This window comes from Kribbella sp. VKM Ac-2568 (assembly GCF_004345365.1).
GTDB lineage: Bacteria > Actinomycetota > Actinomycetes > Propionibacteriales > Kribbellaceae > Kribbella > Kribbella orskensis.
On record NZ_SLVF01000005.1, the window covers coordinates 111,897 to 137,459 of the forward strand.

At 68.5% G+C, this 25,563-nt stretch carries 23 protein-coding genes; 11 read left to right on the forward strand and 12 right to left on the reverse strand.

The annotated features are described in order from the left end of the window. Window positions 1-3: 3 nt before the first annotated feature. The 6 genes from EV648_RS15080 to EV648_RS15105 all read right to left on the reverse strand — a co-directional run bounded on the left by EV648_RS15080 (window position 4) and on the right by EV648_RS15105 (window position 6,977). Window positions 4-1,281 carry a thymidine phosphorylase gene (locus EV648_RS15080; protein ID WP_132290931.1) on the reverse strand — a complete coding sequence of 426 codons (1,278 nt, stop codon included), beginning with the start codon at window positions 1,279-1,281 and terminating at the stop codon, window positions 4-6. Further along, window positions 1,281-1,670, reverse strand: coding sequence for a cytidine deaminase (locus EV648_RS15085; RefSeq protein ID WP_132290934.1), 390 nt, complete (start codon window positions 1,668-1,670; stop codon window positions 1,281-1,283). The genes EV648_RS15080 and EV648_RS15085 overlap by 1 nt, the downstream gene beginning before the upstream one ends. A 64-nt stretch (window positions 1,671-1,734) precedes the next feature. After that, window positions 1,735-3,024 (reverse strand): ABC transporter permease, encoded by a 1,290-nt coding sequence (locus EV648_RS15090; RefSeq protein ID WP_132290937.1) that lies wholly within the window; start codon window positions 3,022-3,024, stop codon window positions 1,735-1,737. Beyond that, entirely contained in the window at window positions 3,021-4,229 is a 1,209-nt protein-coding gene (locus tag EV648_RS15095) for an ABC transporter permease (protein ID WP_132290939.1), read from the reverse strand. Before EV648_RS15095 ends, EV648_RS15090 begins: the two co-directional genes overlap by 4 nt. Beyond that, window positions 4,230-5,780 carry an ABC transporter ATP-binding protein gene (locus EV648_RS15100; protein WP_132292258.1) on the reverse strand — a complete coding sequence of 517 codons (1,551 nt, stop codon included), beginning with the start codon at window positions 5,778-5,780 and terminating at the stop codon, window positions 4,230-4,232. It lies immediately after the preceding gene. Between the two features lie 117 nt (window positions 5,781-5,897). Continuing rightward, on the reverse strand, window positions 5,898-6,977 hold the full coding sequence (locus tag EV648_RS15105; protein ID WP_132290942.1) for a BMP family protein: 1,080 nt from the start codon (window positions 6,975-6,977) through the stop codon (window positions 5,898-5,900). 254 nt (window positions 6,978-7,231) lie between these two features. On the opposite strand from EV648_RS15105, the gene EV648_RS15110 reads away from it, so the two are divergent. Beyond that, window positions 7,232-8,419, forward strand: coding sequence for an amidohydrolase (locus EV648_RS15110; RefSeq protein WP_132290945.1), 1,188 nt, complete (start codon window positions 7,232-7,234; stop codon window positions 8,417-8,419). Between the two features lie 25 nt (window positions 8,420-8,444). On the opposite strand, the gene EV648_RS15115 is transcribed toward EV648_RS15110, so the two are convergent. Both EV648_RS15115 and EV648_RS15120 read right to left on the reverse strand, forming a co-directional pair. Next, window positions 8,445-10,025 (reverse strand): methylmalonyl-CoA mutase, encoded by a 1,581-nt coding sequence (locus tag EV648_RS15115; RefSeq protein WP_132290948.1) that lies wholly within the window; start codon window positions 10,023-10,025, stop codon window positions 8,445-8,447. A 255-nt stretch (window positions 10,026-10,280) separates the two neighbouring features. Further along, entirely contained in the window at window positions 10,281-11,060 is a 780-nt protein-coding gene (locus tag EV648_RS15120; RefSeq protein WP_132290951.1) for a DUF4253 domain-containing protein, read from the reverse strand. 225 nt (window positions 11,061-11,285) lie between these two features. On the opposite strand from EV648_RS15120, the gene EV648_RS15125 reads away from it, so the two are divergent. The 4 genes from EV648_RS15125 to EV648_RS15140 all read left to right on the forward strand — a co-directional run bounded on the left by EV648_RS15125 (window position 11,286) and on the right by EV648_RS15140 (window position 18,229). After that, window positions 11,286-12,659, forward strand: coding sequence for a hypothetical protein (locus tag EV648_RS15125; protein WP_132290954.1), 1,374 nt, complete (start codon window positions 11,286-11,288; stop codon window positions 12,657-12,659). Between the two features lie 186 nt (window positions 12,660-12,845). After that, a complete protein-coding gene (locus tag EV648_RS15130; RefSeq protein ID WP_199234625.1) occupies window positions 12,846-13,970 on the forward strand; it encodes a glycosyltransferase family 1 protein in 1,125 nt (374 codons plus the stop codon). Then, window positions 13,970-15,070: a glycosyltransferase gene (locus tag EV648_RS15135; protein WP_370452719.1), complete on the forward strand. Its 1,101-nt coding sequence runs from the start codon at window positions 13,970-13,972 to the stop codon at window positions 15,068-15,070. Before EV648_RS15130 ends, EV648_RS15135 begins: the two co-directional genes overlap by 1 nt. A gap of 117 nt (window positions 15,071-15,187) precedes the next feature. Continuing rightward, window positions 15,188-18,229: a choice-of-anchor D domain-containing protein gene (locus tag EV648_RS15140; protein WP_132290957.1), complete on the forward strand. Its 3,042-nt coding sequence runs from the start codon at window positions 15,188-15,190 to the stop codon at window positions 18,227-18,229. A gap of 46 nt (window positions 18,230-18,275) precedes the next feature. Here EV648_RS15140 and EV648_RS15145 read toward each other — a convergent pair whose 3' ends face one another. Continuing rightward, window positions 18,276-19,097, reverse strand: a complete 822-nt coding sequence (locus EV648_RS15145) for an MBL fold metallo-hydrolase (protein ID WP_132290960.1) — start codon at window positions 19,095-19,097, stop codon at window positions 18,276-18,278. Between the two features lie 334 nt (window positions 19,098-19,431). On the opposite strand from EV648_RS15145, the gene sdhC reads away from it, so the two are divergent. Genes sdhC through EV648_RS15165 form a run of 4 tightly spaced genes read left to right on the forward strand, consistent with a single transcriptional unit; the run spans window position 19,432 to window position 22,686 of the window. After that, the gene (gene sdhC, locus EV648_RS15150) at window positions 19,432-19,764 is read left to right on the forward strand and encodes a succinate dehydrogenase, cytochrome b556 subunit (RefSeq protein WP_370451401.1); all 333 of its coding nucleotides are present in this window, start codon (window positions 19,432-19,434) and stop codon (window positions 19,762-19,764) included. 1 nt (window position 19,765) lies between these two features. Beyond that, the gene (locus tag EV648_RS15155) at window positions 19,766-20,227 is read left to right on the forward strand and encodes a succinate dehydrogenase hydrophobic membrane anchor subunit (protein ID WP_132290966.1); all 462 of its coding nucleotides are present in this window, start codon (window positions 19,766-19,768) and stop codon (window positions 20,225-20,227) included. 12 nt (window positions 20,228-20,239) lie between these two features. After that, window positions 20,240-21,982 carry a succinate dehydrogenase flavoprotein subunit gene (gene sdhA, locus EV648_RS15160; protein ID WP_132290969.1) on the forward strand — a complete coding sequence of 581 codons (1,743 nt, stop codon included), beginning with the start codon at window positions 20,240-20,242 and terminating at the stop codon, window positions 21,980-21,982. Then, entirely contained in the window at window positions 21,982-22,686 is a 705-nt protein-coding gene (locus EV648_RS15165; protein ID WP_132290972.1) for a succinate dehydrogenase iron-sulfur subunit, read from the forward strand. Before sdhA ends, EV648_RS15165 begins: the two co-directional genes overlap by 1 nt. A 72-nt stretch (window positions 22,687-22,758) precedes the next feature. Here the strand turns inward: EV648_RS15165 and EV648_RS15170 are convergent, their stop codons facing one another. Further along, window positions 22,759-23,193 carry a DUF2000 domain-containing protein gene (locus EV648_RS15170; protein ID WP_199234626.1) on the reverse strand — a complete coding sequence of 145 codons (435 nt, stop codon included), beginning with the start codon at window positions 23,191-23,193 and terminating at the stop codon, window positions 22,759-22,761. A 74-nt stretch (window positions 23,194-23,267) separates the two neighbouring features. Between EV648_RS15170 and EV648_RS15175 the strand changes: the two genes are divergently transcribed. Continuing rightward, on the forward strand, window positions 23,268-23,564 hold the full coding sequence (locus tag EV648_RS15175; RefSeq protein WP_132290978.1) for a hypothetical protein: 297 nt from the start codon (window positions 23,268-23,270) through the stop codon (window positions 23,562-23,564). Between the two features lie 56 nt (window positions 23,565-23,620). Here EV648_RS15175 and EV648_RS15180 read toward each other — a convergent pair whose 3' ends face one another. After that, window positions 23,621-24,454, reverse strand: coding sequence for a M55 family metallopeptidase (locus tag EV648_RS15180; protein ID WP_132290981.1), 834 nt, complete (start codon window positions 24,452-24,454; stop codon window positions 23,621-23,623). 63 nt (window positions 24,455-24,517) lie between these two features. Between EV648_RS15180 and EV648_RS15185 the strand changes: the two genes are divergently transcribed. Beyond that, window positions 24,518-25,309 (forward strand): AraC family transcriptional regulator, encoded by a 792-nt coding sequence (locus EV648_RS15185; RefSeq protein WP_132290984.1) that lies wholly within the window; start codon window positions 24,518-24,520, stop codon window positions 25,307-25,309. Here EV648_RS15185 and EV648_RS15190 read toward each other — a convergent pair. Continuing rightward, window positions 25,299-25,553: an SCO4848 family membrane protein gene (locus EV648_RS15190; RefSeq protein WP_132290987.1), complete on the reverse strand. Its 255-nt coding sequence runs from the start codon at window positions 25,551-25,553 to the stop codon at window positions 25,299-25,301. The two genes, EV648_RS15185 and EV648_RS15190, sit on opposite strands and share 11 nt — an antisense overlap. Between the last annotated feature and the right edge of the window lie 10 nt (window positions 25,554-25,563).

Consider the following 25,563-nt stretch of genomic DNA (forward strand, 5'->3'; position numbering starts at 1 on the left):
CGCTCAGGCGGTGATGCGGTCGATCACCAACGGCGTCGGGGTGTAGGCGGCAGAGATCTGGATTGCGTCGGCGAGGGACTCCAGGGCACGGTCGAAGCGGCTGGTGTCGTCCGCGTGCAGGGTGAGCAGAGGCTGACCCTCGGAGACCTGGTCACCCGGCTTCGCGTGCATTTCGACACCCGCGACCGCGGAGACCGGGTCTTCCTTGCGAGCGCGACCGGCGCCCAGACGCCAGGCGGCAACCCCGACAGCCAGGGCGTCCAAACCACTGAGGACACCTGTGGATTGCGCCTTCACCACGTGCTTTTCCGGCGCCACCGGCAGGTCGGCGTCGGGGTCGCCGCCCTGGGCCGCGATCATCCTGCGCCAGGCGTCCATCGCAGTACCGTCGCGGAGCCTCTCGGCCGGATCGACGTCCGTGACACCGGCCGCGGCGAGCATCTCGGCGGCCAGGGCCACTGTCAACTCGACGACGTCGGCGGGACCGCCACCGGCCAGCACCTCGACGGATTCCCTGACCTCCAAGGCGTTCCCGGCGGTCAGGCCGAGCGGCGTCGACATGTCGGTGAGCAGTGCGACGGTCTTCACGCCGGCATCGGTGCCCAGAGCAACCATCGTCTCGGCCAGCTCACGGGCGTCGGCCAGGTCCTTCATGAACGCGCCGGTGCCGACCTTCACGTCCAGCACCAGCGCGCCGGTGCCCTCGGCGATCTTCTTGCTCATGATCGAGCTGGCGATCAGCGGGATCGCCTCGACCGTGCCGGTCACGTCACGCAGCGCGTAAAGCTTCTTGTCGGCCGGCGCCAGGCCGTCGCCTGCCGCGCAGATCACCGCGCCGACGTCCTCGAGCTGTTGCATCAGCTCGTCGTTCGAGAGCGCCGCGCGCCAGCCCGGGATCGACTCCAGCTTGTCCAGCGTGCCGCCGGTGTGGCCGAGTCCCCGGCCGGACAGCTGCGGCACCGCGACGCCGCAGGCCGCCACGAGAGGGGCCAGCGGCAACGTGATCTTGTCGCCGACGCCACCGGTCGAGTGCTTGTCCGCGGTCGGCCGGGACAGCTTGGCGAAGTCCATCCGCTCCCCGGAGGCGATCATCGCCGCGGTCCAGCGGGCGATCTCGCGCCGGTTCATCCCGTTCAGCAGGATCGCCATCGCGAGCGAGGACATCTGCTCGTCCGCGACCGCCCCGTGGGTGTAGGCGTCGATCACCCAGTCGATCTGCTCGTCGCTCAGCTCGCCCTTGTCCCGCTTGGTCCGGATCACGTCGACGGCGTCGAATGACATCACTTCTCCAGGTTCTCGGGGCCGAAGGCGTCGGGCAGTAGCTCACGCAGGGGCCGGCTGCCGTCGGCGGACTCCAGCAGCAGGTTCGGACCGCCGTGCTCGTGCAGCAGTTGGCGGCACCGCCCACACGGAGTGAGCAGTTCCTCGTTGTGGTCCACGCAGGTGAACGCGACCAACCGGCCGCCCCCGGTGCTGTGCAGCGCCGATACAACCCCGCACTCCGCGCACAGCGTCAGCCCGTAGGACGCGTTCTCCACGTTGCACCCGGCAACGATCCTGCCGTCGTCGACCAGCGCCGCCGCACCCACCGCGTATCCGCTGTACGGCGCGTACGCCCGCCGCATGGCGGCGACAGCCGCTGCTCGCAGCACACCCCAATCAACGTCCACCCCACTAGCATCCCCTACCCGACCACCCGCAGCCGGGTCCGGGCCGGGAGCCGGGGTTCTGGGGCTACTCGGTGACGTAGGGCTCACCGTCTGCCTTCGGGGCTCGGACTCGGCCGACCAGGCCGGCGACCGCGATGATCGTCGCCAGGTAGGGGGCCATCAGCAACAGTTCGCCCGGGATCGGGGTCTGGATGATCTGCAGCTGCGACTGGAGCTGGGTGGCGAAGCCGAAGAACAGCGCGGCCACCATCGCCCCGATCGGGTTCCAGCGGCCCATGATCAGCGCGGCCAGCGCGATGAACCCGTTGCCGGCCGTCATGTCCTTGCTGAACGAGCCGGCGTACCCGACGGTGAAGAAGGCGCCGCCGAGGCCGGCCAGCACCCCGGCCCACAGGACCGCGGAGTACCGGACGCGCTTGACCCTGATGCCGACCGTGTCCGCCGCCTTCGGGTGCTCGCCGACCGAGCGGACCCGAAGACCCCAGCGGGTCTCGAAGAGCACGAAGGTGACCACCGCGACCGCGATGTAGGTCAGGTAGACCAGGATCGTCTGGTTGAACAGGATCGGGCCGAAGAACGGGATGTCGCCCAGCAGCGGGATCTTCACGGCCGAGAGCACGTCGGGCGTGTTCATGTTCGCCGCGTCCTCCTGCAGGAACTGGTCGAACAGATAGCCCGTGATGCCGGAGGCGAAGACCACCAGGACGACGCCGAGGACCACCTGGTTCACCAGGTACTTGATCGAGAAGACCGCCAGCAGCGCGGCCATCAGGACACCCGTCAGGGCGGCCGCGATCAGTGCCGCCGCCGAGCTGCCCGTCGTACTGGAGACGACAGCCGCGGTGAAGGCTCCGACCAGGAACTGGCCCTCGATCGCGATGTTGATGACACCGGCCCGCTCACACAGCACCCCGGCCAGCGCGCCGAGGATCAGCGGGGTGGCGAAGTTCAGCGTGCCCTGGAACTGGTTGGCCAGCGGGAAGGTCTTACCCGCCGCCGCCCAGCACAGGAACGAGCCGATGAAGCAGATGCCGAGCAGGGTGGCGAGGTAGCCGGAGTACGACTGCGGGACCCGGCGCAGCACGTACGCCCCCGCGGCGATCACGCCGAGGATCCCGAGGATCAGGGCGGTCGCCTGGGCCGGTACGCCGAACAGGTTGTTCTGCAGATCGCCGGAGACCAGCTGGAAGGTCGCCTTGCCACCGTTGGTGAAGATCGCCAGCAGCAGGCCGATCAGCGCGAACACCAGCATCAGGCTGCCGACCCGCAACCGCCGGGTCCGGTCGGCCGGAGCCTCGATCGCGGCCGGTGCCGGCACCCGCACGGTGTCGGGAGTGGTGGTCGTCTCGCTCATCCGTTCCAACCTTTCGCGAGGACGGCGCCGGCTCCGCGTTCCTTGGGCAGGAACGGGAAGATCGAGCGCACCAGCGCCGGGGCCGCGACGAACAGCACGATCACGGCCTGCAGGACGGTGGTCAGGGTCAGTGGCGTCTGGGTCTGCAACTGCATCTGCAGGCCACCGGCGTTCAGGGCGCCGAAGAGCAGGCCCGCCAGCACGGTGCCGAGCGGAGTACCGCGGCCCAGCAGGGCGACGGTGATCGCGTCGAAGCCGATCGTGGCGGCGACGCCGTCGGTCAATGGCAGGTCGGTGCCGAGCACCTGCTGGCTGCCGGCCAGCCCCGCGAGGGCACCGGCGATCACCATGGCGATCACGTAGGCCCGGCCCACCGACATGCCCGCGGTCCGCGAGGCGTCGGCGTTCGCACCGACCGCGCGGAGCTCGAAGCCGACGGTCGAGCGGTTCAGCAGCCACCAGACGAAGACGGCGGCCAGCAAGGCGAGCAGGAAACCGGCGTGCAGCCGGGTGTCACCGAACTGCGGGAACTGCGCGTTCGGCTTCACGATCGGGCTGATCGGATCGTCGCGGCCGGGCCGCTTGAACGTCGTGGTGGTCAGCAACCACACCAGCAGGTAGATCGCGACATAGTTGAGCATGATCGTGACGATCACCTCGTGCGCGCCGGTACGAGCCTTCAGCACGCCGACCACGCCACCCCAGAGCGCACCACCGATCAGACCGGCGATCACCGCCACCAGCAGGTGCAGGCCCGGGGGCAGGTCCCAGGTGAAGCCGACGTAGGAGGCGAAGATCGCGCCGATGATCAGCTGGCCCTGGGCGCCGATGTTGAACAGGCCGGCGCGGAACGCCAGCGAGACCGCGAGGCCGCCGCAGATCAGCGGGGTGGCCTGGGTCAACGACTCGGCGATCTGATCGACGCCGCCGACCGCGCCGAGGAACAGCGCCTTGTAGGCCTCGCCGACCGCGGTCAGCGCCGCAGAAATAGTGTCCATCGGTGCCGCGCCGAAGTAGCCGGCCGCGGCCGTCACGTCGTCGTCGCCGATGATGATCAGGATCGCGCCGACCACCAGCGCCAGCACGATCGCGCTCAGCGAGACCAGCCCCTGGACCGCCCAGTTCGGCAGGCCGCTGCCGGACTCCTTCGCCGGCCCGGCGGGAACCGGTGTCTGCTCCGGCTCTGTGGCCGTGTCGTTGCTCATCTAGATGGTTCCCAACGTCGTCGGGTTCTCGGTTGCCACGACCTCGGCCTCGCTCTTCGAGGCGCCGGCCATCATCAGGCCGAGCTCGTCACGGGGGGTGTCGGCCGGTACGACGCCGACTACCTTGCCGCGGTACATCACCGCGACCCGGTCGGCCAGCGCGGCGATCTCGTCCAGCTCGGTGGAGACGATCAGCACCGCGGTGCCGTTGTCGCGCTCCTTCACCATCCTGGTGTGCAGGAACTCGATCGAGCCGACGTCCACACCGCGGGTCGGCTGCGAGGCCACCAGCAGCTTCAGCGGCCGGGACAGCTCGCGGGCCAGCACGACCTTCTGCTGGTTGCCGCCGGACAGCGACGAGACGGCCAGGTCGGTGGACTGGGTGCGGATGTCGAACTCCTCGACCCGCTCCTGCGCGTTCTTCTCGATCTCGTCGGTCCGCAGCGAGAGGCCCTTGCCGAACGGCGCGCGGCGGGCCATGTCCAGCACCAGGTTCTCGGCGACGCTGAACGAGCCGACGAACCCGTCGTGGGCGCGGTCCTCGGGGATGTACCCGATGCCCGCGTCGAGCCGATCGCGCGTGGTCCGGCCGGTCAGGTCGTTGCCGTCCAGCGAGATCCGGCCCGCGGCGATCGGGGTCAGCCCCAGCAGCGCCTCGGCGAGCTCGGTCTGACCGTTGCCCTGGACACCGGCCACGGCGAGGATCTCGCCCGCCCGGACCTCCAGGTCGACGCCGTCGACGGCGGTGAAGCCCCGCTCGTCGATCACCGTCAGGCCCTCGACCCGCAGTACCGTGTCGCCGGGGGTGGCGGGGTCCTTGTCGACCACCAGGTCGACCGCGCGCCCGACCATCAGCTCGGCGAGTTCCTCCTCGGTGGCCGACGGCTCGGCGCTGCCGACCACCTTGCCGCGGCGGATCACGGTGATCGTGTCCGCGATCGCCTTGACCTCTTTGAGTTTGTGGGTGATGAAGACGATCGAGGTGCCGTTCTCCTTCAGCTGCCGCATCACCGCGATCAGTTCGTCGATCTCGGCCGGGGTGAGCACCGCGGTCGGCTCGTCCAGGATCAGCACCCTGGCGTTGTTGGCGAGCGCCTTGATGATCTCCACCCGTTGTTGCACGCCGACCGGGATGTCCTCCACGAGCGCCTCCGGGTCGACCTCGAACCCGTACCGCTCGGACAGCTCGGTGACCAGCGCGTCCGCCTTCTTGCGATCCAGTACGCCGACGGCGCGGGTGTACTCCCGCCCGAGCATGATGTTCTCGGCGACGGTGAACACCGGGACCAGCATGAAATGCTGGTGCACCATGCCGATACCTTGCGCGATCGCGTCGCTGGGCGAGTGGATCGCGACCTTCTCGCCGTCGATCAGGATCTCGCCGGCGTCGGGCTGCAGCAACCCGTAGAGCATGTTCATCAGAGTGCTCTTGCCGGCGCCGTTCTCGCCGAGCAGGCAGTGGATCTGGCCCGGTTCGATCACCAGGTCGATGTGGTCGTTGGCGACCAGGGAGCCGAAGCTCTTGGTCAGCCCCGAGAGCTCTAGATGCATGCGGGCCATGCCCCCTTCTTGACTACAGCCTTCAGACGACGAGCCAGGAAGGCCCGGACCTCAGCGGTCCGCCTTCCTGGCTCGCACCGTACTACTCGGCGGTGACGACGTCGTGGATCAGGACGCCTTCGGCTGCACCTTGGACTCGATGGTGATCTTGCCGCTGATGATGTCGGCCTTGATCTGCTCCAACTCGCTCTTCACGTCCGCCGGGACCTTGGAGTCGAACTCGTGGAACGGCGCCAGCCCCGTCCCGCCGTTCTGCATCGTGCCGATGAACTGGCTGTTGTCGAACTTGTTGTCGACCACGGACACGACCGCGTCGTGGACGGCGACGTCCATGCCCTTCTCCACGCTGGAGATCAGCACCGAGCAGTACTCCGCGGCGCTCACGCAGCCGTCGGTGTCGACCCAGATCGCGTTCACCTTGCCGTTGCTCGCCTTGGCCGCCTGCAGACCGCCCAGACCGGACGGACCGGCCACCGGGAAGATGACGTCGGCGCCCTGGGTGATCAGGTTCTGCGCGGTGTTCTGGCCCTTCGCCTTGTCCTCGAAGTCACCGGTGAACAGACCGGCCTGCTTCGCGTCGTCCCAGCCGAGCACCTGGACGTTCTTGCTCTTCTGCTTGTTGTAGTACCGCACACCCTCGGCGAAACCGTCCATGAAGATGGTCACCGTCGGGATCTTGATGCCGCCGTAGGTGCCGACCTTGCCGGTCTTCGACATCGCCGCGGCCAGGTAACCGGCCTGGAAGCTGCTCTGCGCGGTGTTGAAGGCGAGCGGCTTGAGGTTGGCGATCGGCTTGGCCGGCGCCGAGTCGACGATCGCGAACTTGATGTTCGGGTTCGCCTGGGCCGCCTTGTCGGTGGCGTCCTCGAGCTTGAAGCCGACGGCGACGATGACGTTGCACTTCGCCTGGACCATCGCGGTCATGTTCGTCGGGTAGTCGTTGTCCGACTTCGACTCGGCCTTGACCTCGGTCAGGCCCTTCTCCTTCACCGCTGACTGGAGACCGGCGTACGACGTCTGGTTGAACGACTTGTCGTCGAAACCACCGGAGTCGGAGACCATGCAGGCCTTGAAGTCCTTGTTGGCGTCACCGCCGCCCGCCGTGTCCTCGGCCGGCTTGCTGCCACAAGCGGCGACGGCGAGCGTCACCGCACCCACGATCGCCAATCCCCGCACGTACTTCTTCACCGGACGTCTCCTTTGTCGACCGAAAATCTCTTACCCGGCACGCCTTCCCCAGCGTGCCGCATCCGCAGACTATAGGGGCCGCCACGCCCTTCTTGAACGCCAAGACACCCTCGATACCGGAAAGTGACCGGCGCGTAGGTCAGACCGCCGCAATTCCTTCATTGTGTCGAAGACCCGATCACGGACAGTGACCGAATGGCCGAGCCGGTCCTCACCGGTAAGCACCGTTCGGGCCGGATGAGATGATCCCCGGCATGACGACTTCGCATCATCCGGCGCTTGCCGACGTGAAATCGCGCGTTGACCAGGTGCGGGAAGAGGTGGTCGCGGTGCGGCGTGACCTGCACGCCCACCCCGAACTCGGCTGGCACGAGGTCCGCACCACGGAGGTACTGCGGCAGCGGCTGACCGCCGCCGGACTGTCGCCACAGGTGCTCCCGACCGGTACCGGCCTGATCTGCGACATCGGCTCGGGTGACACCTGCGTCGCCCTGCGCGCTGACATCGATGCCCTGCCCGTCCCGGATGCGGTCGACGCCCCCTGGCGCTCGGGTATCGAGGGAGTCGCCCACGCCTGCGGGCACGACGTCCACACGGCTGCTCTGCTGGGCGCCGGTCTCGTGCTGGCGGGGATGGCAGCAGACGGGCTGCTCGACCGGCGGGTGCGGCTGATCTTCCAGCCGGCGGAGGAAGTCATGCCCGGCGGCGCGCTCGGAGTGATCGCCGCCGGCGGGCTCGAAGGGGTGCACCGGATCTACGGACTGCACTGCGACCCGCGGCTGGAGGTCGGGCAGATCGGCCTCCGGGTCGGCGCACTGACCGCCGCGGCGGACCGGATTCTCGTTCGCCTGAACGGTCCTGGCGGTCACACGTCGAGGCCGCATCTCACCGCGGACCTGGTGTACGCGCTCGCAACCCTGGTCACCGAACTCCCGGCCGCGCTCACCCGCCGGGTCGACCCGCGCGCGGGAATGTCGCTGGTGTGGGGGCGGATCACCTCGGGGTCCGCGGCGAACGCGATCCCCGCTCGCGGCGAGGTCGAGGGCACGCTGCGCTGTCTCGACGTGAATGCCTGGCGGCTCGCGGCCGAGTTGATCCCGACGCTCGCGGAGCAACTCGTCTCGCCGTACGGGGTGGAGGTCGACACCGAGGTCACCCACGGCGTACCGCCGGTGATGAACGACGCTGCCGCGATCGAGGTGTTCAAGACGGCCGTCGAGCGCACCATGGGCACCGGAGCAGTCGCCGCGACCGACCAGAGCCTGGGAGGAGAGGACTTCGCCTGGTACCTGGAGCATGTGCCGGGAGCGATGGCCCGGCTCGGCGTACGGCCTGCCGGGGTCGAGACGGCCGCCGACCTGCACACGCCTGGCTTCAACCCGTCCGAGGACGCGATCGCCCTCGGCACCACGCTGTTCGCCGCCTCCGCGTTGCTGGACTGAGCGCCACGGCGCGCTGCCGGGCTAGCTAGAAGGTGTCGGCGGGGACGTAGACGCCCCAGACCTCGCGGAGGGCATTGGAGACCTCACCGACGGTGGCGCGGGCTCTCAGGGCTTCCTTCATCGGGTAGAGGCAGTTGTCCGAGCCGCGGGCGGCCGCCTGCAACTCGAGCAGCGCCTTGTCGACGGCTGCCTGGTCACGCTCGGCGCGGAGCCGGGCGAGCCGGTCCACCTGCTGCGCCTCGATCGCCGGATCGACCCGGAGCGGCTCGTACGGCTCCTCCTCGGCGACCTTGAACTTGTTCAGCCCGACGACGACCCGCTCGGCGGAGTCGATCTGCTGCGCGATCCGGTACGCCGAGCGCTCGATCTCCTGCTTCTGGAATCCCTTCTCGATGGCCGCGACGGCACCACCGAACTCCTCCACCCGGTCCATCAACTCCCGGGCGGCGGCCTCCACCTCGTCGGTGAGCGACTCCACGACGTACGAGCCGGCGAAGGGATCCACCGTGGCGGTGACGTCGGTCTCGTAGGCGAGCACCTGCTGGGTCCGCAGCGCGAGGCGCGCCGCCTTCTCGGTGGGGAGCGCGATCGCCTCGTCGTACGAGTTGGTGTGCAGGGACTGCGTGCCGCCGAGCACGGCCGCCAGACCCTGGATCGCGACCCGGACGAGGTTCACCTCGGGCTGCTGCGCGGTCAGCTGTACTCCGGCCGTCTGGGTGTGGAAGCGCAGCATCAGGGATTTCGGGTTCTTCGCGTTGAACTCGTCGCGCATCACCTGGGCCCAGATCCGCCGGGCGGCGCGGAACTTCGCCACCTCCTCGAGCAGCGTCGTCCGGGAGACGAAGAAGAAGGACAGCCGCGGGGCGAAGGTGTCCACGTCGAGGCCGGCCGCGACCGCGGCACGGACGTATTCGATGCCGTCGGCAAGGGTGAAGGCGATCTCCTGCGCGGGCGTCGCACCGGCCTCGGCCATGTGGTAGCCGGAGATCGAGATGGTGTTCCAGCGCGGCAGCTCGGTCTGGCAGTAGGCGAAGATGTCGCTGATCAGCCGCAGCGACTCCTTCGGTGGGTAGATGTAGGTGCCGCGGGCGATGTACTCCTTCAGCACGTCGTTCTGGATCGTGCCGGTCAGCTTGTCGCCGGAGACGCCCTGCTCCTCGGCCACCAGTTGGTAGAGCAGCAACAGCACCGAGCCGGGCGCGTTGATGGTCATCGAGGTGGACACCTGGTCCAGCGGGATCCGGTCGAACAGCACCCGCATGTCGTCGATCGAGTCGATCGCCACCCCGACCTTGCCGACCTCGCCGTGCGCAATCGCGGCGTCGGAGTCGTACCCCATCTGGGTCGGCAGATCGAACGCGACGGACAGCCCCATCGTGCCCGCGTCGATCAGCTGGTGGTACCGCTGGTTCGACTCGGCCGCGGTCCCGAACCCGGCGTACTGCCGCATCGTCCAGGGCCGTTGCGTGTACATCGTCGGGTAGACGCCCCGGGTGAACGGAAACTCCCCGGGCGCACCCAACTTCTCCACGGGGTCGAACCCCGCGAGCCGATCGGGCCCATACACGGGCTCGAAATCCCACCCGGACTCGGTTTGATGGCTCATCCCCCCACGGTAGTGGGACCACGCCCCCACTGGTATGCACCAGCGGGTGAGATCGCGCACGCCACTCCTGTGCGTTCCAGCACACCCCCTGGGATAGGTCCACGGCTCTCCGCCCCCTGGAAGGACCCCGGCATGTCCCTGCCCCAGCCCGCTCTTCGCCGTACTGGCCGGCTGGCGAGTCGAGCTGCGAGTGCTTCGCGGCAAGCCGGAACTGACCGTGAGGAACGAAGAGGTCTGGCAAGTACCTGAGTGAGGTCAGTCCCACCAGAAGGACCAGGTGTTGCGGCCCTGGATCGTCTCGGCGTACTCGAGCAGGCTGCCTGGTCCTTGCTCCACGTTGTCCGGGCAGAAGACGACGTGCTCGGCCGCGACCTGTACTGCGTGCTCAGGTGTCACCGGAGGCGCCGCCACGCTGAGGTCCATGGTGTCGAAGCCGAGCCGCACCAGCCGTACTCCGAAGCGCTCCTCCCAGCTCCGGAGGATCGCGAGCAGGGGAGCCAACTCGTTCGAGTGGTTCATCGGGCCGCTCCACCCGACCACGGCCGGCAGGTCCGCGCCCCGGGCAGCCGGTGCGAGCAGTAGGCGGGAGTCCGGTCCAAGGCCGAGCTCACCGGCGAACCACACGGCGACCTCGCCAGGTTCCGCCATCGGCTCGCCGGCCGCGGCCAGGCCGGGGAACTCCTGACCGAAAGGCTTGAAGTCGTCGAAGGGGTCGTCGCCGAAGAACACCACCTCGCCCTCGACCGGGGTCACCAGCCCGGCCCAGAAGTCCCGCATCACTGTCAAGGGATCCATGCCGTCGATGTCCGCCACCGGCTCGACGAAGAGCCCGTCGGTCCAGGCCTGCGCGTCGGTGATCACCGGCCACAGTCCGGTCCGGAGGTGCGCCGCGAGCAACCGCTGGTACAGCTCGGCATCGGGCGGGCCCTCGCTCAGCCAGAACAGCGGCGGTCCGCCGGCGTCACCGACCAGACGGCCAGGCGGCAGATCGTCGGGAAGGGAGGCGGTCAGGTCGGCGGGCAGGTCGGCGGGCACGGCGAAATCCTCCCATTCGTCATCGGGTGGTCATCTGCGGGCCGCTGATTCCTCGACAGGGCTGGAATGCAGCGTCACCGGTGTGAAGGGCGGTCACACCGGCTGCTTCGCCTTTGCCCGCCCGTGAGATTCCTTCTAATGTGACCGTGTTCCGGGGGAATGACCTTCGTACCTTGTACAGCTTCACGGCCGGACTCGGCCTGGACACCTGAAAGCGGAGTATTGATGCGGCTGCGTGGAATCGCCCTTGGGGGCTTGGCCCTGATCACCATGGTCTCGGCCGGGGTGGTGCTGGCCGGGTCCAGCTCCGCGGACGAGCCGGAGCTGCTGAAGAGCGTCGGGACCCAGCTGCCGGTGCAGGACTTCCGGGCGATCGAGCTCGACGAGGATCGTGGACGGCTGTACCTGGCGCAGGGTGCGGGAAGCGACCTGCCGCTGGTGGTCACGGACCTCGACGGCGTACTGAAGTCCAAGGTCCCGGCAGTGACCGGCGCCTCCGACGTCGTTCTGAGCGACGACCTCGGCACCCTGCTGGTGACGCAGGACTTCGACCATGTCACCGCGGTGGACGCCGACACTTTGGTGCCGTCGGCAAGGTACGACGCTCCGGCCGGAGCCTGCGTCTACAGCGCCGAACCGGCCGGCGACAAGATCGTCGGGGCGTACGTCGGCTGCGGCATCGGGTCGGGCGGCCTGCTGGTCTGGTCAACACCGAACACGGCACCCGTCGTCTACACAGGTGGACCGAACTACCACCCGGTGATCGACGCCAGCCCCGGCCGCCGCGGCCTCATCGTCGCCGGTGACACCGGCTATTCACCCGTCAGTACGTACGTCATCGACGTCTCCGGTGCCACCCCGACGATCGTCAGCAAGCGCGACAACACCGGCAGCAACCTGATCGACTACGCGCTCAGCCCCGACGGCACCGAGGTCGTCGAGACGGTTGGCAGCCCGTACGAGCACCACTCGTACCGGCTGCCCGACCTGTCCGATGCCACCGTCTACCCCAGCGGCGTCTATCCGGGTGATGCGGCATGGTCCGGCGACAGCTCCACCGTCGCCGTCGCCCGCTCCAACACCGGCTCGAACGACGCTGACGTGCTCTTCTACGCCAAGGGCAGCACCACCCCGACGTACGCCGTCGACTTCCGCCGCAGCGACGTGCTCTGGCAGGGCACCCTGCTGGTGAACTCCACCGGCACCCGCGCCTGGGCCGTCACCTACGACGACGTCTACCAGAACACCCAACTGCTCCACTCCTTCGGCCCGTCCCACCCGCCGAAGGCTCCCACCACAGACATCAATATCAGCGCCCGCACAGGCTCCGGCAAGAACAAGAGCACCGCGTACGTCACGGTCACCTGGACCTCACCGATGTCCCGCCCGGGCAGCTCCACCAACCAGCAGTTCCTCCGCGTCTACGCCAGCACCGACGGCGCCACCGAACGCCTCATCGGCAACCCCGAACTCACCGCGACCGGCACCTACACCACCACCTACGCCCTCCCCCGAGGAACCACCACCCTGACCGCCCGCTACACAGACTTCGAAAACTGGTACCCCTCCGCCTCACCCACCACCAGCCTCACCCGATGACGCGAACTCACCTCATCAGCCCGATTTAGAGTCAGCACGAAGCCTGGCGTTCAGGGCTGGTTCGCCGGTGGGTGGTTACTGGTCACTCCCTGGTCATCAAACGGCCGCAGACGCGCCTACCGGGCATCGACGACGTGTCACGAGACAGTCGCCGAGGGTTCATGCGGGGTGGGGAACCTCCGGAGTGTGCGCATAGTGCTGGTCGCCGAGTCCTTCCTGCCGCAGATCAATGGCGTCGCGAACACGGTTCGCCACGTCGCCGACCGGCTGCTGGCCCGCGGGCACCAGCTGCTGATCATTGCCGCCGGCCCCGGTCCGGACAGCTACCACGGCGTCCGGGTGCTCCGGGCCCGGAGCTTCGGGATCCCTGGCTACAAAGAGTTCCCGGTCGGCCTGCCCGACCCCGCGATCGAACGGGCGATGGCCCACTTCAAGCCAGATCTCGTTCACCTGGCGTCTCCCTTCATCCTCGGGGCCTACGGCCTGCGCAGCGCGCGACGGCTCGGGCTGCCCACGGTCGCCGTCTTCCAGACGGATCTGGCCGGCTTCGCCCGGCAGTACCCCTGGTTCGCCAAGGCGGACCGCGGCGTACAGCGTTGGGTACGCCGGGTCCACTCGCGGGCGGATCGGACGCTCGCACCATCGTCGGCCTCGATGGCCCAGCTGATCCAGGCGGGTGTGCCACGCGTGCACCACTGGGGCCGCGGCGTGAACCTCGACCTCTTCGATCCGGCCAACCGCGACGAGCAGTGGCGCCGCGAGATCTCCCCCGGCGGCAAGCCGATCGTCGGGTACGTCGGCCGGCTCGCGGCGGAGAAGAAGGTACGGCGGCTCGCCGAGCTGACGGAGCTCGACTGCCACGTGGTGGTCGTCGGCGACGGCCCGGACCGCGCGTCCCTGGAGAACTCCTTGCCCAAGGCCACCTTCCTCGGGATGCGCCGGGGCACGGACCTGGCGTCGATCTTCGCCGGGCTGGACGTCTTCGTACACACCGGCGAGCACGAGACGTTCTGCCAGACCATCCAGGAGGCGCAGGCCTCCGGTGTCGCCACGGTGGGACCGGCCGCCGGCGGACCGCTCGACCTGATCCGTCCCGGCGACACCGGTCTGCTCTTCGAACCGGGACAGCCGGGCTCGCTGCGTCAGGTGGTCGAGCGTCTGCTGGACAGCCCGGCCGAACGCCAGGCGATCGCGAAGGCAGGACAGCGCAGGGTCCAGACGAGGACCTGGCCGGCGGTGGTCGACGACCTGGTCGACCGGCACTACGCCGAGGTCCTGCTCGAGGTCGCGACCCTCCGACAGGCCGCCTGATGCTCCGGATCGCGCAGCTGGCGAACTTCGTCGGCCCAACCTCCGGCGGGATGCGGACCGCGATCGAACACCTCGGCCAGGGGTACTGCGAGGCCGGCGCGGAGCGGATCCTCATCACTCCCGGTGAACGCGACAGCGTGACCGAGACCGAAGCCGGCACGGTGGTCCGGATGAAGGCTCCCAAGGTCGGCGGCGGCTATCGCCTGATCACGGATCCGTGGCGGGTGATCGACGCACTGGAGCGCTTCCGGCCCACCACGGTGGAGATCTCGGACAAGTCGACTTTGTTGCCAGTGGCAAGGTGGGCGCGGAAGAACGAGATCGGCTCGGTCCTGTTCAGCCACGAGCGACTCGACGCGATGCTGTCCCTCCGCACTGGCCACCAGCTGGGTGTAGCCGCTGGCGTCGGAGCCCTCTATCGCCTGCTGAGCCGCACGTACGACGCTGTGGTGGTCACCTCCCGCTACGCGGCGGCCGAGTTCGACGAGGTCACCACGCCGCTGGTCCGGATCCCGCTCGGCGTCGACCTGGACACGTTCCACCCATCCCGAGCGACACCGGCCGACGACGGCATCCTCAAGCTCGTCCACGCGGGCAGGCTGTCCCGCGAGAAGAGCCCGCACCTGGCCGTCGCCACTGCCGCCGAGCTCCACTGGCGCGGTGTCCCGCTCCGGATGGACGTCTACGGATCGGGACCACACCTCGACGAACTCCTCGCGATCGCCGGCCGCGCTCCCATCGTCTTCCACGGGTACGTCGATGGCCGGGTCACCCTGGCTCGTCACCTGGCGGAGGCGGACATCGCCTTGTCGGTCTGCCCGGGCGAAACGTTCGGCCTCGCAGTACTGGAGGCGCTGGCGGCTGGGACACCGGTAGTCACGGCCGACACAGGTGGCGCCCGCGAACTCGTGGACGCGACCTGCGGCCGCTGGGCGCGCCCGACCCCCGCGGCGCTGGCGGACGCAGTACTGGAGCTGGCCGCTGTGCCGGGTCGCAGAGCCGCAGCCCGACATAGAGCTGAGCTCTACGACTGGGACTCCTGTGTGCAGCACATGCTCAAACTGCACACCCGCCTGGCCCGGGCCCACCTCGCTGCATAGACCCCTTCGTTGCACAAAGCTGCAACAGATTTGCGGTGAGCTCGCGTTCCGCGATATGTCTTCCCTTCTCTTGCCGGTGCGTCGGGGTGCGCCGGAGTCCCCTGCCCTGGAGATTCAATGCGCCGCGCCCGTAGGTCTGTCCTGTTCCGCTATAGCTTGGCCGCGGCTCTCGCAGCCCTCACCGTGCCGTTCATCGCCCACGCGGCCTTCGGCGACGAGGCCGTGGCCACACCGGTTGCCCAGGTGTTCCCAACCCGCCAGGGCATCGGCGTCGTCTGGGACGACATCGATGCCACCGGTTATCGCGTCGAGCGCAAGGACGCTGCCGACTGGCAGGACGTGAGCGGCACCCTCACCGCCTCGACAACCACCTGGATCGACGAGTCCATCGCCGCCGGAACCACTGCCGAGTACCGCGTCGTCGCAACCTCCGACGCCAACCCCGCCACCAGTCCGGCGGTCACCGCCACTCGCGTCGCCGAAGCTCCGGCCATCGGCGACATCGACGTACTGGCACTCGACGCGAACCGCGGCGCCGGGTTCACCTGGCTCCAGGACGAAACCGCCGGCCCAGTTACGGCTTCGGCACCGGCTGACGGGTCCCGGACCCTTTCCGCCGGCTCGCTCAAGGTCAAGCTGCCGGCCTTCGTCGCCGGCCCGGGCATCTACAACCTGCCCCAGACTGCGGTCGCGCTGACCCAAGGCGACCGGACGTGCACCACGGACGGCGTACTCCGGGTCACAGCGGTCAGCTACACGCCGGACCAGCAACTCGAGACGCTCGCGGCGTCCCTGGGCGCCTGGTCGTGCGCGGGCTCCGCCATCACCGCGATGGTCGAGATCCGCTACCAGAGCGCGATCGGTTATCAAGCCCTCTCCGTGACACCGACCAAGCTGGACGCCGGCCGGGTCATGGTCGGAAGCTCCAAGGCCTTCGCGGTGACCTTGAAGAACACCGGCACTGAGCCCGTGCAGTTCGGCAACATGGCGTTCAGCGGTTCAGCATCGCCGGACTGGACGTTGTCCCGCGCTTGCGGCCTGCAATTGCCCGCCGGCGACTCCTGCACCGCGACGGTGACGTTCGAGCCACGGGAGGGACGGGACGACTACTGGGCCAGACTGGTGATCGGCGACTCCACGGCCCTCCACCAGCACACAGTCGAGATGGTCGGCACGGGCACTTCGCTGCCCAAGGCCCCGCAGGTCTTCAACGTCATGTCCACCTACCGGGGTCTCACCTTGGTGTGGCAGACCTGGAAGTCCGCGGGCGGTACGCCGGTGCGCGGCTACTTCGTGCACCGCTACCTGGACGGTCAGGAGAAGACGCAGTGGGTCGACCCGGCCCCGGCCGGACAGGAATGGGTCTCGGTCGCGGATCCCTCGCCGAAGCCGGGGACGGAGTACGCGCTCTCGGTCGTCAACGAGATCGGGGAAGGCCCGACCGGGCCCCGGGTGAAGGCGACCCGCCCGGCAGCGCAGATCGCCCTGACCGACGGCAAGCCGGCTGAACTGCTGGCGGCCGGGTTGGCCGGCTACGTCGTGCCTTTCGTGGACCCGCGCGGCTCCGCCCAGCCGAAGGAAGCTGTCACCAGCGCGCCGGACGGCGGTTCGCTCGCGTACGTGACGAGCAACTTCGACAAGATCCTGTGGACTCAGCGCGTGCAACCGAGCGAAGTCGGCGTACCGGTGAAGCTGTGGACGTCGCCGACCGGATCGCCCATCACCCACCTGTCCTGGTCCCCGGACGGTACGCGGATCGCCTTCCAGTCACCTGAGAACGGCACGCCCTGCGTCTACGTCATCGCCGCTACCGGTGGTACAGCTGAGAAGGTCGCCTGCGACCTGACCAGCCCGAGCTGGATGCCGGACGCGCAGACCCTGGTAGTCGTCGATCGCCGGCTCGAGGGCGACGACCGCTTCATCCGCATCCAGGCGAGACCGGGCGGCGCCAAGGTGGCGACCTTGCCGGCCGCGACGGCAGCCGCGGACGGCATGCCGGTCCGGGTCTCACCTGACGGCCGGCTGGTCGCGTTCGGCTCCGAGCGCAACGTCAAGCTCGTCGACTTCACATCGGACAAGGTGTCGTCCAGTCCGCCACTGGAGTCGACGGTCCGCTCGATCAGCTGGAATCCGGAGGGCGGCAGTCTGCTGGCACTGAGTGGCAACGATCAGATGTTCACCATCTACACCGACAGGGTGGACTGGAACCCGATCAAGCTGGCGAACAGCGACGTTCCAGGCCAGCGGCTGGACATGGCCTGGCAGCGGCTAGGGCCGACGATCGCGCCGACACCGGCCGTCGTGGGCCCTCGGGCCTCCATCGCCTTCGACGCCTCGGCTCTGCTGCCGGGTACGACGTTCACCTGCTCCGCCGGAGGAGCTACGCAGACCGCGTGCACTTCGCCGTACACCGCAACGGGCCTGCGTTCGGGAGAGAACACGGTGACCATCACCGCCACGGAGCCCGACGGCCGGGTGACCAAGGCGTTCCGGCTGCTCACCGCGGACGACACTGCGCCGGTGGCTCGGATGGTGGCGCCGACGTACCAGGGGTCGACGGCCGCGACGGCGACGCTGAAGGTGAGCGCCACGGACGCCAACGGAGTCGCGGCATACGACGTCCGGTACCGCAGGGCGTCGTTCGCCGGTCCTTACGGCGCCTACGTGCAGCCGTGGACGAACACCACCGCGACGTCGATGAACCTCTCGATCGCGGCCGGCTACGAGTACTGCGCCTCCGTTCGCGCGAAGGACAAGTTCGGCAACATCGGCCAGTGGAGTACGGACCGGTGCTTCTCGCGGCCGTTGGACGATCGGTCGATGACTACGGCGACGACCGGGTGGACACGGGCGTCGTGGTCAGTGTTCTACTACGGGACTGCGACACAGACGACGGCGTACGGGAAGGCGCTGACCCGGACTGTGCAGGGGAAGCGGTTCTTCCTGGTCGCGACCCGCTGTTCGACCTGTGGTTCGGTCGCTGTGTATGCCGGCAGCAAGTACCTGACCACGATCAATCTCGCTGCGAGCACCACCCAGCGCCAGGTGCTGATCGGGCTACCGGTGCAGAGCACGCTGTTCAGCGGCACCCTGACCTTCAGCACGCGGTCCACCGGCAAGCTCGTTCAGATCGATGGCCTCGCAGTAGGTCGAACCTGACCTGCGGTCGGACGCCCCGCCGTGCTGCGGGGCGTCCGGACAGCGCTCAGGTCAGGTGGTCGTAGTCGCCGCGGGCCCAGGCCGCGTGGCGGTCGGCCGAGCGGCGGACGACGGCGCGGGCGTCGGTCGGGATCGAGGCGCCGAAGTTGCCGTAGAGGCGGTCGTAGGAGAACACGTCCAGCGACTTGGCCACCCGGTCGACGACCGCGCCGGACAGCGGGATGCGGTTCGGGTAGCTGCGCATGAAGCTCACCGAGGTGCGGTCCGGGTTCGCGAAGATGGTGTCGCCGGCCAGGATCACTCCCTTGCCCTCGGCCCCGTCGGCCCAGTGCACCACCGCACTGCCCGGGAAGTGCCCGCCCGGCTGGATCAGGGTGATACCGGGCAGCAGGTCGAGCGTTCCCGACCAGGTCCGGATCACCGGGTCCTGCCGGGCCACCCATTCCTTGTCGGCCTCGGAGACGTAGACCGGGACGTCACCCAGCCGGTGGCTCCACTCGACCTGGACGCCGTACATGTGCGGGTGGCTCGCGATGACCGCGGCCACGTCGCCCAGCTCGCGGACCCGGGCGACGGCGTCGTCGTCCAGGAAGCCGATCGGGTCCCAGAGCAGGTTCCCCTCGGGCGTGCGGACGATCATCGACTGCTGCCCGATGCCCGCGCCCGGCTCGGAGGTCACCCCGTGCAGGCCGGGCTCGACCTCCTTGAGCTTCACCTTGTACCCCGCCGCGGACAGCTCCTCCAGCGTGGTCCAGTGCTGGCCGTCGGCGGGTACCCACTGCCGCTCGTCGGCGCAGATGGCACACACCTCGACCTGCTCCGAGTGCTCGACCGCGCAGGTCTCGCAGATCCAGAAACTCACTGTCATCGCCTCCCCATTCGTGTCCTGGCTCACGCTAGGCCGCGAGAGGGGCGTCCGCCATGGTCCAATCGAGCACCGGGCCGGCAGGCCACTTCGACGGCTCGAGACCCCGCCGAGAGCGATGTCACACGGGAGCGGTCCAGAACGGGCGCGGAGCGGCGATAGCATCAAGAACGGCCTGGTTCCCTTCCGGGCCGAGCCGATCGCGGCCCCTTTGCTGACCTGACGCCCCGGAGTCGCCGCGCTCACCGGCTGAGGTCTGTCGTCCGATCGGAGGATCGGTTTGCCCAGCAAGCCGCTGAAACTTTCCCCAGGGACCCTCTACCGCGGCCACGAGGGCATGTGGTCCTGGGTAGCGCACCGGATCACCGGCGTCGGGATCTTCTTCTTCCTCCTGGTGCACGTGCTGGACACCGCCCTGGTGCGGGTCTCGCCGGAGGCCTACAACGAGGTCATCGGCACCTACAAGAACCCGATCGTCGGACTGATGGAGGTCGGGCTGGTCGGGGCGATCCTGTTCCACGCCTTCAACGGCATCCGGCTGATCCTGGTGGATTTCTGGGCCAAGGGCCCGCGCAACCAGCGCAAGCTGATGATCGGCGTCGGCGTCGTCTGGGTGGTCCTGTTCGTGCCGTTCGTGATCCGGCATCTGACCCACGTGTTCGGAGGCTGAGATGACGACTCCCGAGATCGCCCAGCCCCGGTCGTCCAGCCGGGCCCGCTCGCTCAAGGGCGGCGGCCGGAACCGGTCCGGCCAGACCAACTTCGAGCTGTACAGCTGGCTGTTCATGCGGCTGTCCGGACTCGCCCTGGTGGTGCTGGTGCTCGGCCACCTGTTCGTGAACCTGATGCTCGGCGGCGGCATCACCGCGCTCGACTTCGGCTTCGTGGCCGGCAAGTGGGCCAACCCGCTCTGGCAGGTCTGGGACCTGCTGATGCTGTGGCTGGCGATGCTGCACGGCACCAACGGCCTGCGCACGATCATCAACGACTACGCCGAGAAGGATCAGACCAGGTTCTGGCTGAAGAGCCTGTTGATCACCGCCTCGATCGTGATCGTCGTGCTCGGCACCCTGGTCATCTTCACCTTCGACCCCTGCCTCGACCCCAGCTCCACGCTGTCGGTCTGCAAGTAAGGACAGTTTCAGATGCAGCGGCATCAGTACGACGTCGTGATCGTCGGCGCGGGTGGCGCGGGGATGCGCGCCGCCCTGGAGTCCAGCAAGCGGACCCGGACCGCGGTGCTCACCAAGCTCTACCCGACCCGGTCGCACACCGGCGCGGCCCAGGGCGGCATGTGCGCCGCGCTGGCCAACGTCGAGGAGGACAACTGGGAGTGGCACACCTTCGACACGGTCAAGGGTGGCGACTTCCTGGTCGACCAGGACGCGGCCGAGGTGATGTGCCGCGAGGCCGTCGACGCGGTGCTCGACCTGGAGAAGATGGGCCTGCCGTTCAACCGGACGGCCGAGGGCAAGATCGACCAGCGCTTCTTCGGCGGTCACACCCGCAACCACGGTGAGGCCGTCGTCCGGCGGTCCTGCTTCGCGGCGGACCGGACCGGCCACATGATCCTGCAGACGCTCTACCAGCAGTGCATCAAGCAGAACGTCGAGTTCTTCAACGAGTTCTATGTGCTCGACCTGCTGATGGTCGGCGGTCGCGCGACCGGTGTGGTCGCCTACGAGCTGGCCACCGGCGAGCTGCACATCTTCTCGGCCAAGTCGATCGTGTTCGCCTCCGGCGGCTTCGGCAAGGTCTTCCGGACCACCTCGAACGCGCACACCCTGACCGGCGACGGGATGGGCATCGTCTGGCGCAAGGGCCTGCCGCTGGAGGACATGGAGTTCTTCCAGTTCCACCCGACCGGCCTGGCCGGGCTCGGCGTACTGCTGTCCGAGGCCGCTCGCGGTGAGGGCGGGATCCTGCGCAACAAGGACAACGAGCGCTTCATGGAGCGGTACGCGCCGACCGTGAAGGACCTCGCACCGCGCGACATGGTGGCCCGGGCGATGGCGAACGAAGTACGCGAAGGCCGTGGCTGCGGCCCCGACGGCGCGTACGTGATGCTCGACCTGACCCACCTGGAGCCGGCCCACATCGACGCGAAGCTCCCGGACATCACCGAGTTCGCCCGCACCTACCTGGGTGTGGAGCCGTACACCGAGCAGATCCCGGTGTTCCCGACCGCGCACTACGCGATGGGCGGCATTCCGACCAACATCAAGGGCGAGGCGCTGGCGAACAACCAGGACGTCATCCCCGGCCTGTACGCCGCGGGCGAGGTCGCCTGCGTCTCCGTGCACGGCGCGAACCGGCTGGGCACGAACTCGCTGCTCGACATCAACGTGTTCGGCCGCCGCGCCGGGATCGCCGCCGCGGAGTACGCCGAGACCGCCTCCTTCGAGGAGCTGCCCGACCAGCCGGAGACCTTCGTGGTCGACCTGATCGAGGGGATGCGGAACGCGACCGGCGACGAGCGGGTGGCGGCGATCCGCTCCGACCTGCAGGCCACGATGGACCTGAACGCGCAGGTCTACCGGACCGAGGGCTCGCTCAAGCAGGCGCTGACCGACATCGAGGCGCTGAAGCTGCGCTTCGCGAACGTGGCCGTGCAGGACAAGGGCAAGCGGTTCAACACCGACCTGCTCGAAGCGGTCGAGCTAGGCTTCCTGATCGACCTGGCCGAGGTGCTGGTCGTCTCGGCGCTGGCCCGCAAGGAGTCCCGCGGCGGGCACTTCCGCGAGGACTACGACAAGCGCGACGACGTGAACTTCATGCGGCACACGATGGCCTACCGGTCGATCGATGCTGAGGGCAACGTGAATATCCGGCTCGATTACAAGCCGGTCGTCCAGACTCGCTACAAGCCGATGGAGCGGAAGTACTGATGGACGTCAAGGTCAAGATCCTTCGGTACAACCCCGAGGTCGTCGACGAGGCCGAGTGGAAGACCTACTCGGTCACCCTGCAGCCGACCGACCGGGTCCTCGACGCGCTGCACAAGATCAAGTGGGAGCAGGACGGCACGCTGACCTTCCGGCGCTCCTGCGGGCACGGGGTCTGCGGTTCGGACGCGATGCGGATCAACGGCCGCAACCGGCTCGCCTGCAAGACGCTGATCAAGGACCTGAACCCGGAGAAGGAGATCACCGTCGAGCCGATCAAGGGCCTGCCGGTGCTCAAGGACCTGGTCGTCGACATGGAGCCGTTCTTCGACGCGTACCGCTCGGTGATGCCGTTCCTGGTCACCAGCGGGCACGAGCCGACCCGGGAGCGGATCCAGTCGCAGGCCGACCGGGACCGCTTCGACGACACCACCAAGTGCATCCTGTGCGCCGCCTGTACGACGTCCTGCCCGGTCTTCTGGTCCGACGGCCAGTACTTCGGCCCGCAGGCGATCGTCGGCGCCCACCGGTTCATCTTCGACAGCCGCGACGAAGGCACCGAGCAGCGGCTGGAGATCCTGAACGACAAGGAGGGCGTCTGGCGCTGCCGGACCACCTTCAACTGCACCGAGGCCTGCCCGCGCGGCATCGAGGTCACCAAGGCCATCCAGGAGGTCAAGCGCGCCTTGATCTTCCGCCGCGTCTGATGCAACCGCTTTGCGTCCGAAGAACCGAGGGCTCTGACCCTCCGTTCTTCGGACGTTGCGATTTGGGATGCGTCAAGGGTGCATCCGGGCGCCCTTGAGGGTTTTGTCGACGGCGTTCTTCGGGCCGTACACGGCGATGCCGACCAGGTCGAGCTCGTCGCGGGCGACGGCTCGCACGGCGGCGCGGTTGTCGCGGTCGTTGCCGGTGGCAAACAGATCGTGGGTGAAGACGGAGTGCTCGAGCTCCCGGCTCAGCGCCCGCTGGTGGGCGACCGCCATGAACTCCTTCGACCCCTCGAACACCAGCACCGGCTGCCGGAACATCGGCAGGTACCGCGTCCCGTCGGCATCCTCGTACGGCTCACCTACCACCTCCGGCCGCGTCCCCGCGATCCCACTCACCAAGAACGCCGTCACATTCAACCGCTGCCAACTCGCCAGGTCGTCCCGCAGCAGCACCGCGATCTTCGTGTCGAACCTGACCGGCCCGTCATTCTCGTTGTCCACAACCCCAATCTGCCCCCGAACCCAGCCCCGGGTCTTGTACGTTCTAAACCACCCGCGGCCCCATACTGTCGCCCATGGACTGGACGAAACTGCCGAAGCCCCGCCTCCTCGCCGCGGCCTACGTACTGGCTTTCCTGAGCTGGCTCGTCGGGGTGGTGGTGATCATCTACAGCCAGGCCACCGGAGCCGAAGGCACCCAGATGACCATCGGCATCATCCTGTTCGCCATCGGCCAGGCGATCATCACCGCCCTCGCCTTCGCCCTCCGCACGCCGACCACCAACCCCCGCGACGCTTTTCCCCGCGCCTGGAATCGCCTGAACCTCGGCCTCGAACTCCCCACCGCCCTCCACCTGATCCGCACCCGCTGAACCAGCCCGGCATGGCCAGACAAGAACTGACATCGGCTTGAGGCGTCGACGCAAGCTCAGCAGTACGGCGGGTTGGTGGTGACCGCGGCGGCCACGCGGAGGTAGAGGTTGAAGATGCGGTAGAGGGTGGGCATCGGGCCGGTGAGCTCTACGGTGCGGTCGTCGCGTTTGGTGACGCCGGGGATGGCGATCAGGTGGGCGGGGACCGAGGCGGACTGCCAGCGGACGGCGAGGTGGTGGTCCTCGGCGGGGTCGGCGGCAGCGAGTGGCGCGACTGCGGCCAGGGCGTCCTCGGTGGTGGATTCGATGGCGGCGCGGGCCTCGAAGCCGGGGACCAGTTGGGCGGCGAAGCGATCCTTCGCGTGCTTGACCGGCACCGTGGCGATGAAGGGATCCCAGGCCACCGCCTCGTCGCAGGCGGCGTCGTCTCCGGTGAGGAGTGCGACCGGGACACCCAGCGCGGTGGCGGTCGCCTGGAAGAGGCCGATCTCGCCGGTCAGGCGGTCGTCCAGCCAGATGTCCTCGATCTCGTGGCCCATGAAGCTGTGGCTGAGCACCCCGAGCACGCCGGCACGCGCGTGGAATCCGACGCACAGGGCGGCGTCGTACTCGCGGGTGAGGCCCTCGATCATGCCCATCGGCTTCGGCCGGCCCTTGATCAGCAGGGCGCGATGGTCGAGCGCGTCGGGCAGGATGTTCCGCATCGGGCCGTGCGCGTCGTTCACCAGCACCGACTCTGCGCCGGCCGCGTAGGCGCCGCGGATCGCCGCGTTCACGTCCTCGGTCATCATCAGCCGGCCGCGCTCGTAGTCGCGGCCCCCTGGCTGGACGTCCTCCGCGTCGACCAGTCCGGTGATGCCCTCCATGTCCGCGCTGATGTAGACCTTCAACACTCCACCTTCCGTCCAGGACCCTAACCCTCATTCTGTCCGAGGCCGGGTACCGTCGATCAGGTGGACGGCACCGCGCAGCTCAGCGCCTGGCGGCCCGCACTGAGCGGAGTCGTCGAGGTACTGCACGCGTACTTCCCGTCCCACGCCTACCCGAGCCACACCCACGACGCGTGGACCGTGCTGATCGTGGACGAGGGCGCGGTGCAGTACGACCTCGATCACCGCGAGCACGGCCTGTCCCAGGCGCAGGTGTCCCTGCTACCGCCGAACGTGCCGCACGACGGCCGCTCGGTCCGTCCCGAGGGATTCCGCAAGCGCGTCCTCTACCTGGAACCCGACCGGCTGGGCGACGGCCTGATCGGCGCCGCGGTGGATCAGCCCGAGTTCGTGGATCCAGTCCTCCGTCACCGCATTCACCAGTTGCACGGCCTACTCGTCGACGGGCGGGAGAACTTCGAGGCGCAGAGCCGCCTGACGCTGATCGAGGAGCGTCTCAGCCAGCATTTGCGCCGCCAGGTCACCGATCCACCTGTACGCCGGGACGCGGGCGTGGCGGCCAGGTTGCGCGAGGTGCTCGACGGGCATCTGCCGACCGGGATCACCCTCGACGAGGCGTCGAAGCTCGTGCACGCGCATCCGGCACATCTGGTCCGCGCGTTCAGCCGGGAGTACGGGATGCCGCCGCACCGCTACCTGACCGGCCGGCGGGTCGACCTGGCCAGGCGGTACCTGCTGGCGGGGCGGCCACCGGCGGAGGTCGCGGGCCTCGCCGGCTTCTACGACCAGTCGCACCTGAATCGGCACTTCCGCAAGATGCTCGGGGTCAGCCCGAGCCGCTTCGTCAGGCCTTGACCTCTTCCGACCGATCACCTTGGCGGGACCGATCGGCCTGGGCCGCCTTGTAGCCGCGGACTCCCCAGGTACCGAGCAGGGCGGCGATCAGCAGGTTCACGACGATCAGCACCGTGTGCGCGACGTAGTACCCGGTGGGGCGTCCCGACGTACCGGCCAGGTTCTTGATGAAGGTCACGTAGGTGACGACGTTCCAGACGGCGATCCCGATCAGGACCAGGGCGTGCTTTCGCTCGAGCTTCACCACGCCATTG

Excerpts from the sequence above, each read along its gene's own strand:
- EV648_RS15175 (WP_132290978.1), top strand. The coding sequence starts at position 23,268 with ATGGACTGGACGAAACTGCCGAAGCCCCGCCTCCTCGCCGCGGCCTAC.
- EV648_RS15140 (WP_132290957.1), top strand. The coding sequence starts at position 15,188 with ATGCGCCGCGCCCGTAGGTCTGTCCTGTTCCGCTATAGCTTGGCCGCG.
- sdhC (WP_370451401.1), top strand. The coding sequence starts at position 19,432 with ATGTGGTCCTGGGTAGCGCACCGGATCACCGGCGTCGGGATCTTCTTC.
- EV648_RS15125 (WP_132290954.1), top strand. The coding sequence starts at position 11,286 with ATGCGGCTGCGTGGAATCGCCCTTGGGGGCTTGGCCCTGATCACCATG.
- EV648_RS15095 (WP_132290939.1), bottom strand. The coding sequence starts at position 4,229 with ATGAGCAACGACACGGCCACAGAGCCGGAGCAGACACCGGTTCCCGCC.
- EV648_RS15155 (WP_132290966.1), top strand. The coding sequence starts at position 19,766 with ATGACGACTCCCGAGATCGCCCAGCCCCGGTCGTCCAGCCGGGCCCGC.
- EV648_RS15135 (WP_370452719.1), top strand. The coding sequence starts at position 13,970 with ATGCTCCGGATCGCGCAGCTGGCGAACTTCGTCGGCCCAACCTCCGGC.
- EV648_RS15110 (WP_132290945.1), top strand. The coding sequence starts at position 7,232 with ATGACGACTTCGCATCATCCGGCGCTTGCCGACGTGAAATCGCGCGTT.
- EV648_RS15080 (WP_132290931.1), bottom strand. The coding sequence starts at position 1,281 with ATGTCATTCGACGCCGTCGACGTGATCCGGACCAAGCGGGACAAGGGC.
- sdhA (WP_132290969.1), top strand. The coding sequence starts at position 20,240 with ATGCAGCGGCATCAGTACGACGTCGTGATCGTCGGCGCGGGTGGCGCG.
- EV648_RS15145 (WP_132290960.1), bottom strand. The coding sequence starts at position 19,097 with ATGACAGTGAGTTTCTGGATCTGCGAGACCTGCGCGGTCGAGCACTCG.
- EV648_RS15165 (WP_132290972.1), top strand. The coding sequence starts at position 21,982 with ATGGACGTCAAGGTCAAGATCCTTCGGTACAACCCCGAGGTCGTCGAC.
- EV648_RS15115 (WP_132290948.1), bottom strand. The coding sequence starts at position 10,025 with ATGAGCCATCAAACCGAGTCCGGGTGGGATTTCGAGCCCGTGTATGGG.
- EV648_RS15090 (WP_132290937.1), bottom strand. The coding sequence starts at position 3,024 with ATGAGCGAGACGACCACCACTCCCGACACCGTGCGGGTGCCGGCACCG.
- EV648_RS15100 (WP_132292258.1), bottom strand. The coding sequence starts at position 5,780 with ATGCATCTAGAGCTCTCGGGGCTGACCAAGAGCTTCGGCTCCCTGGTC.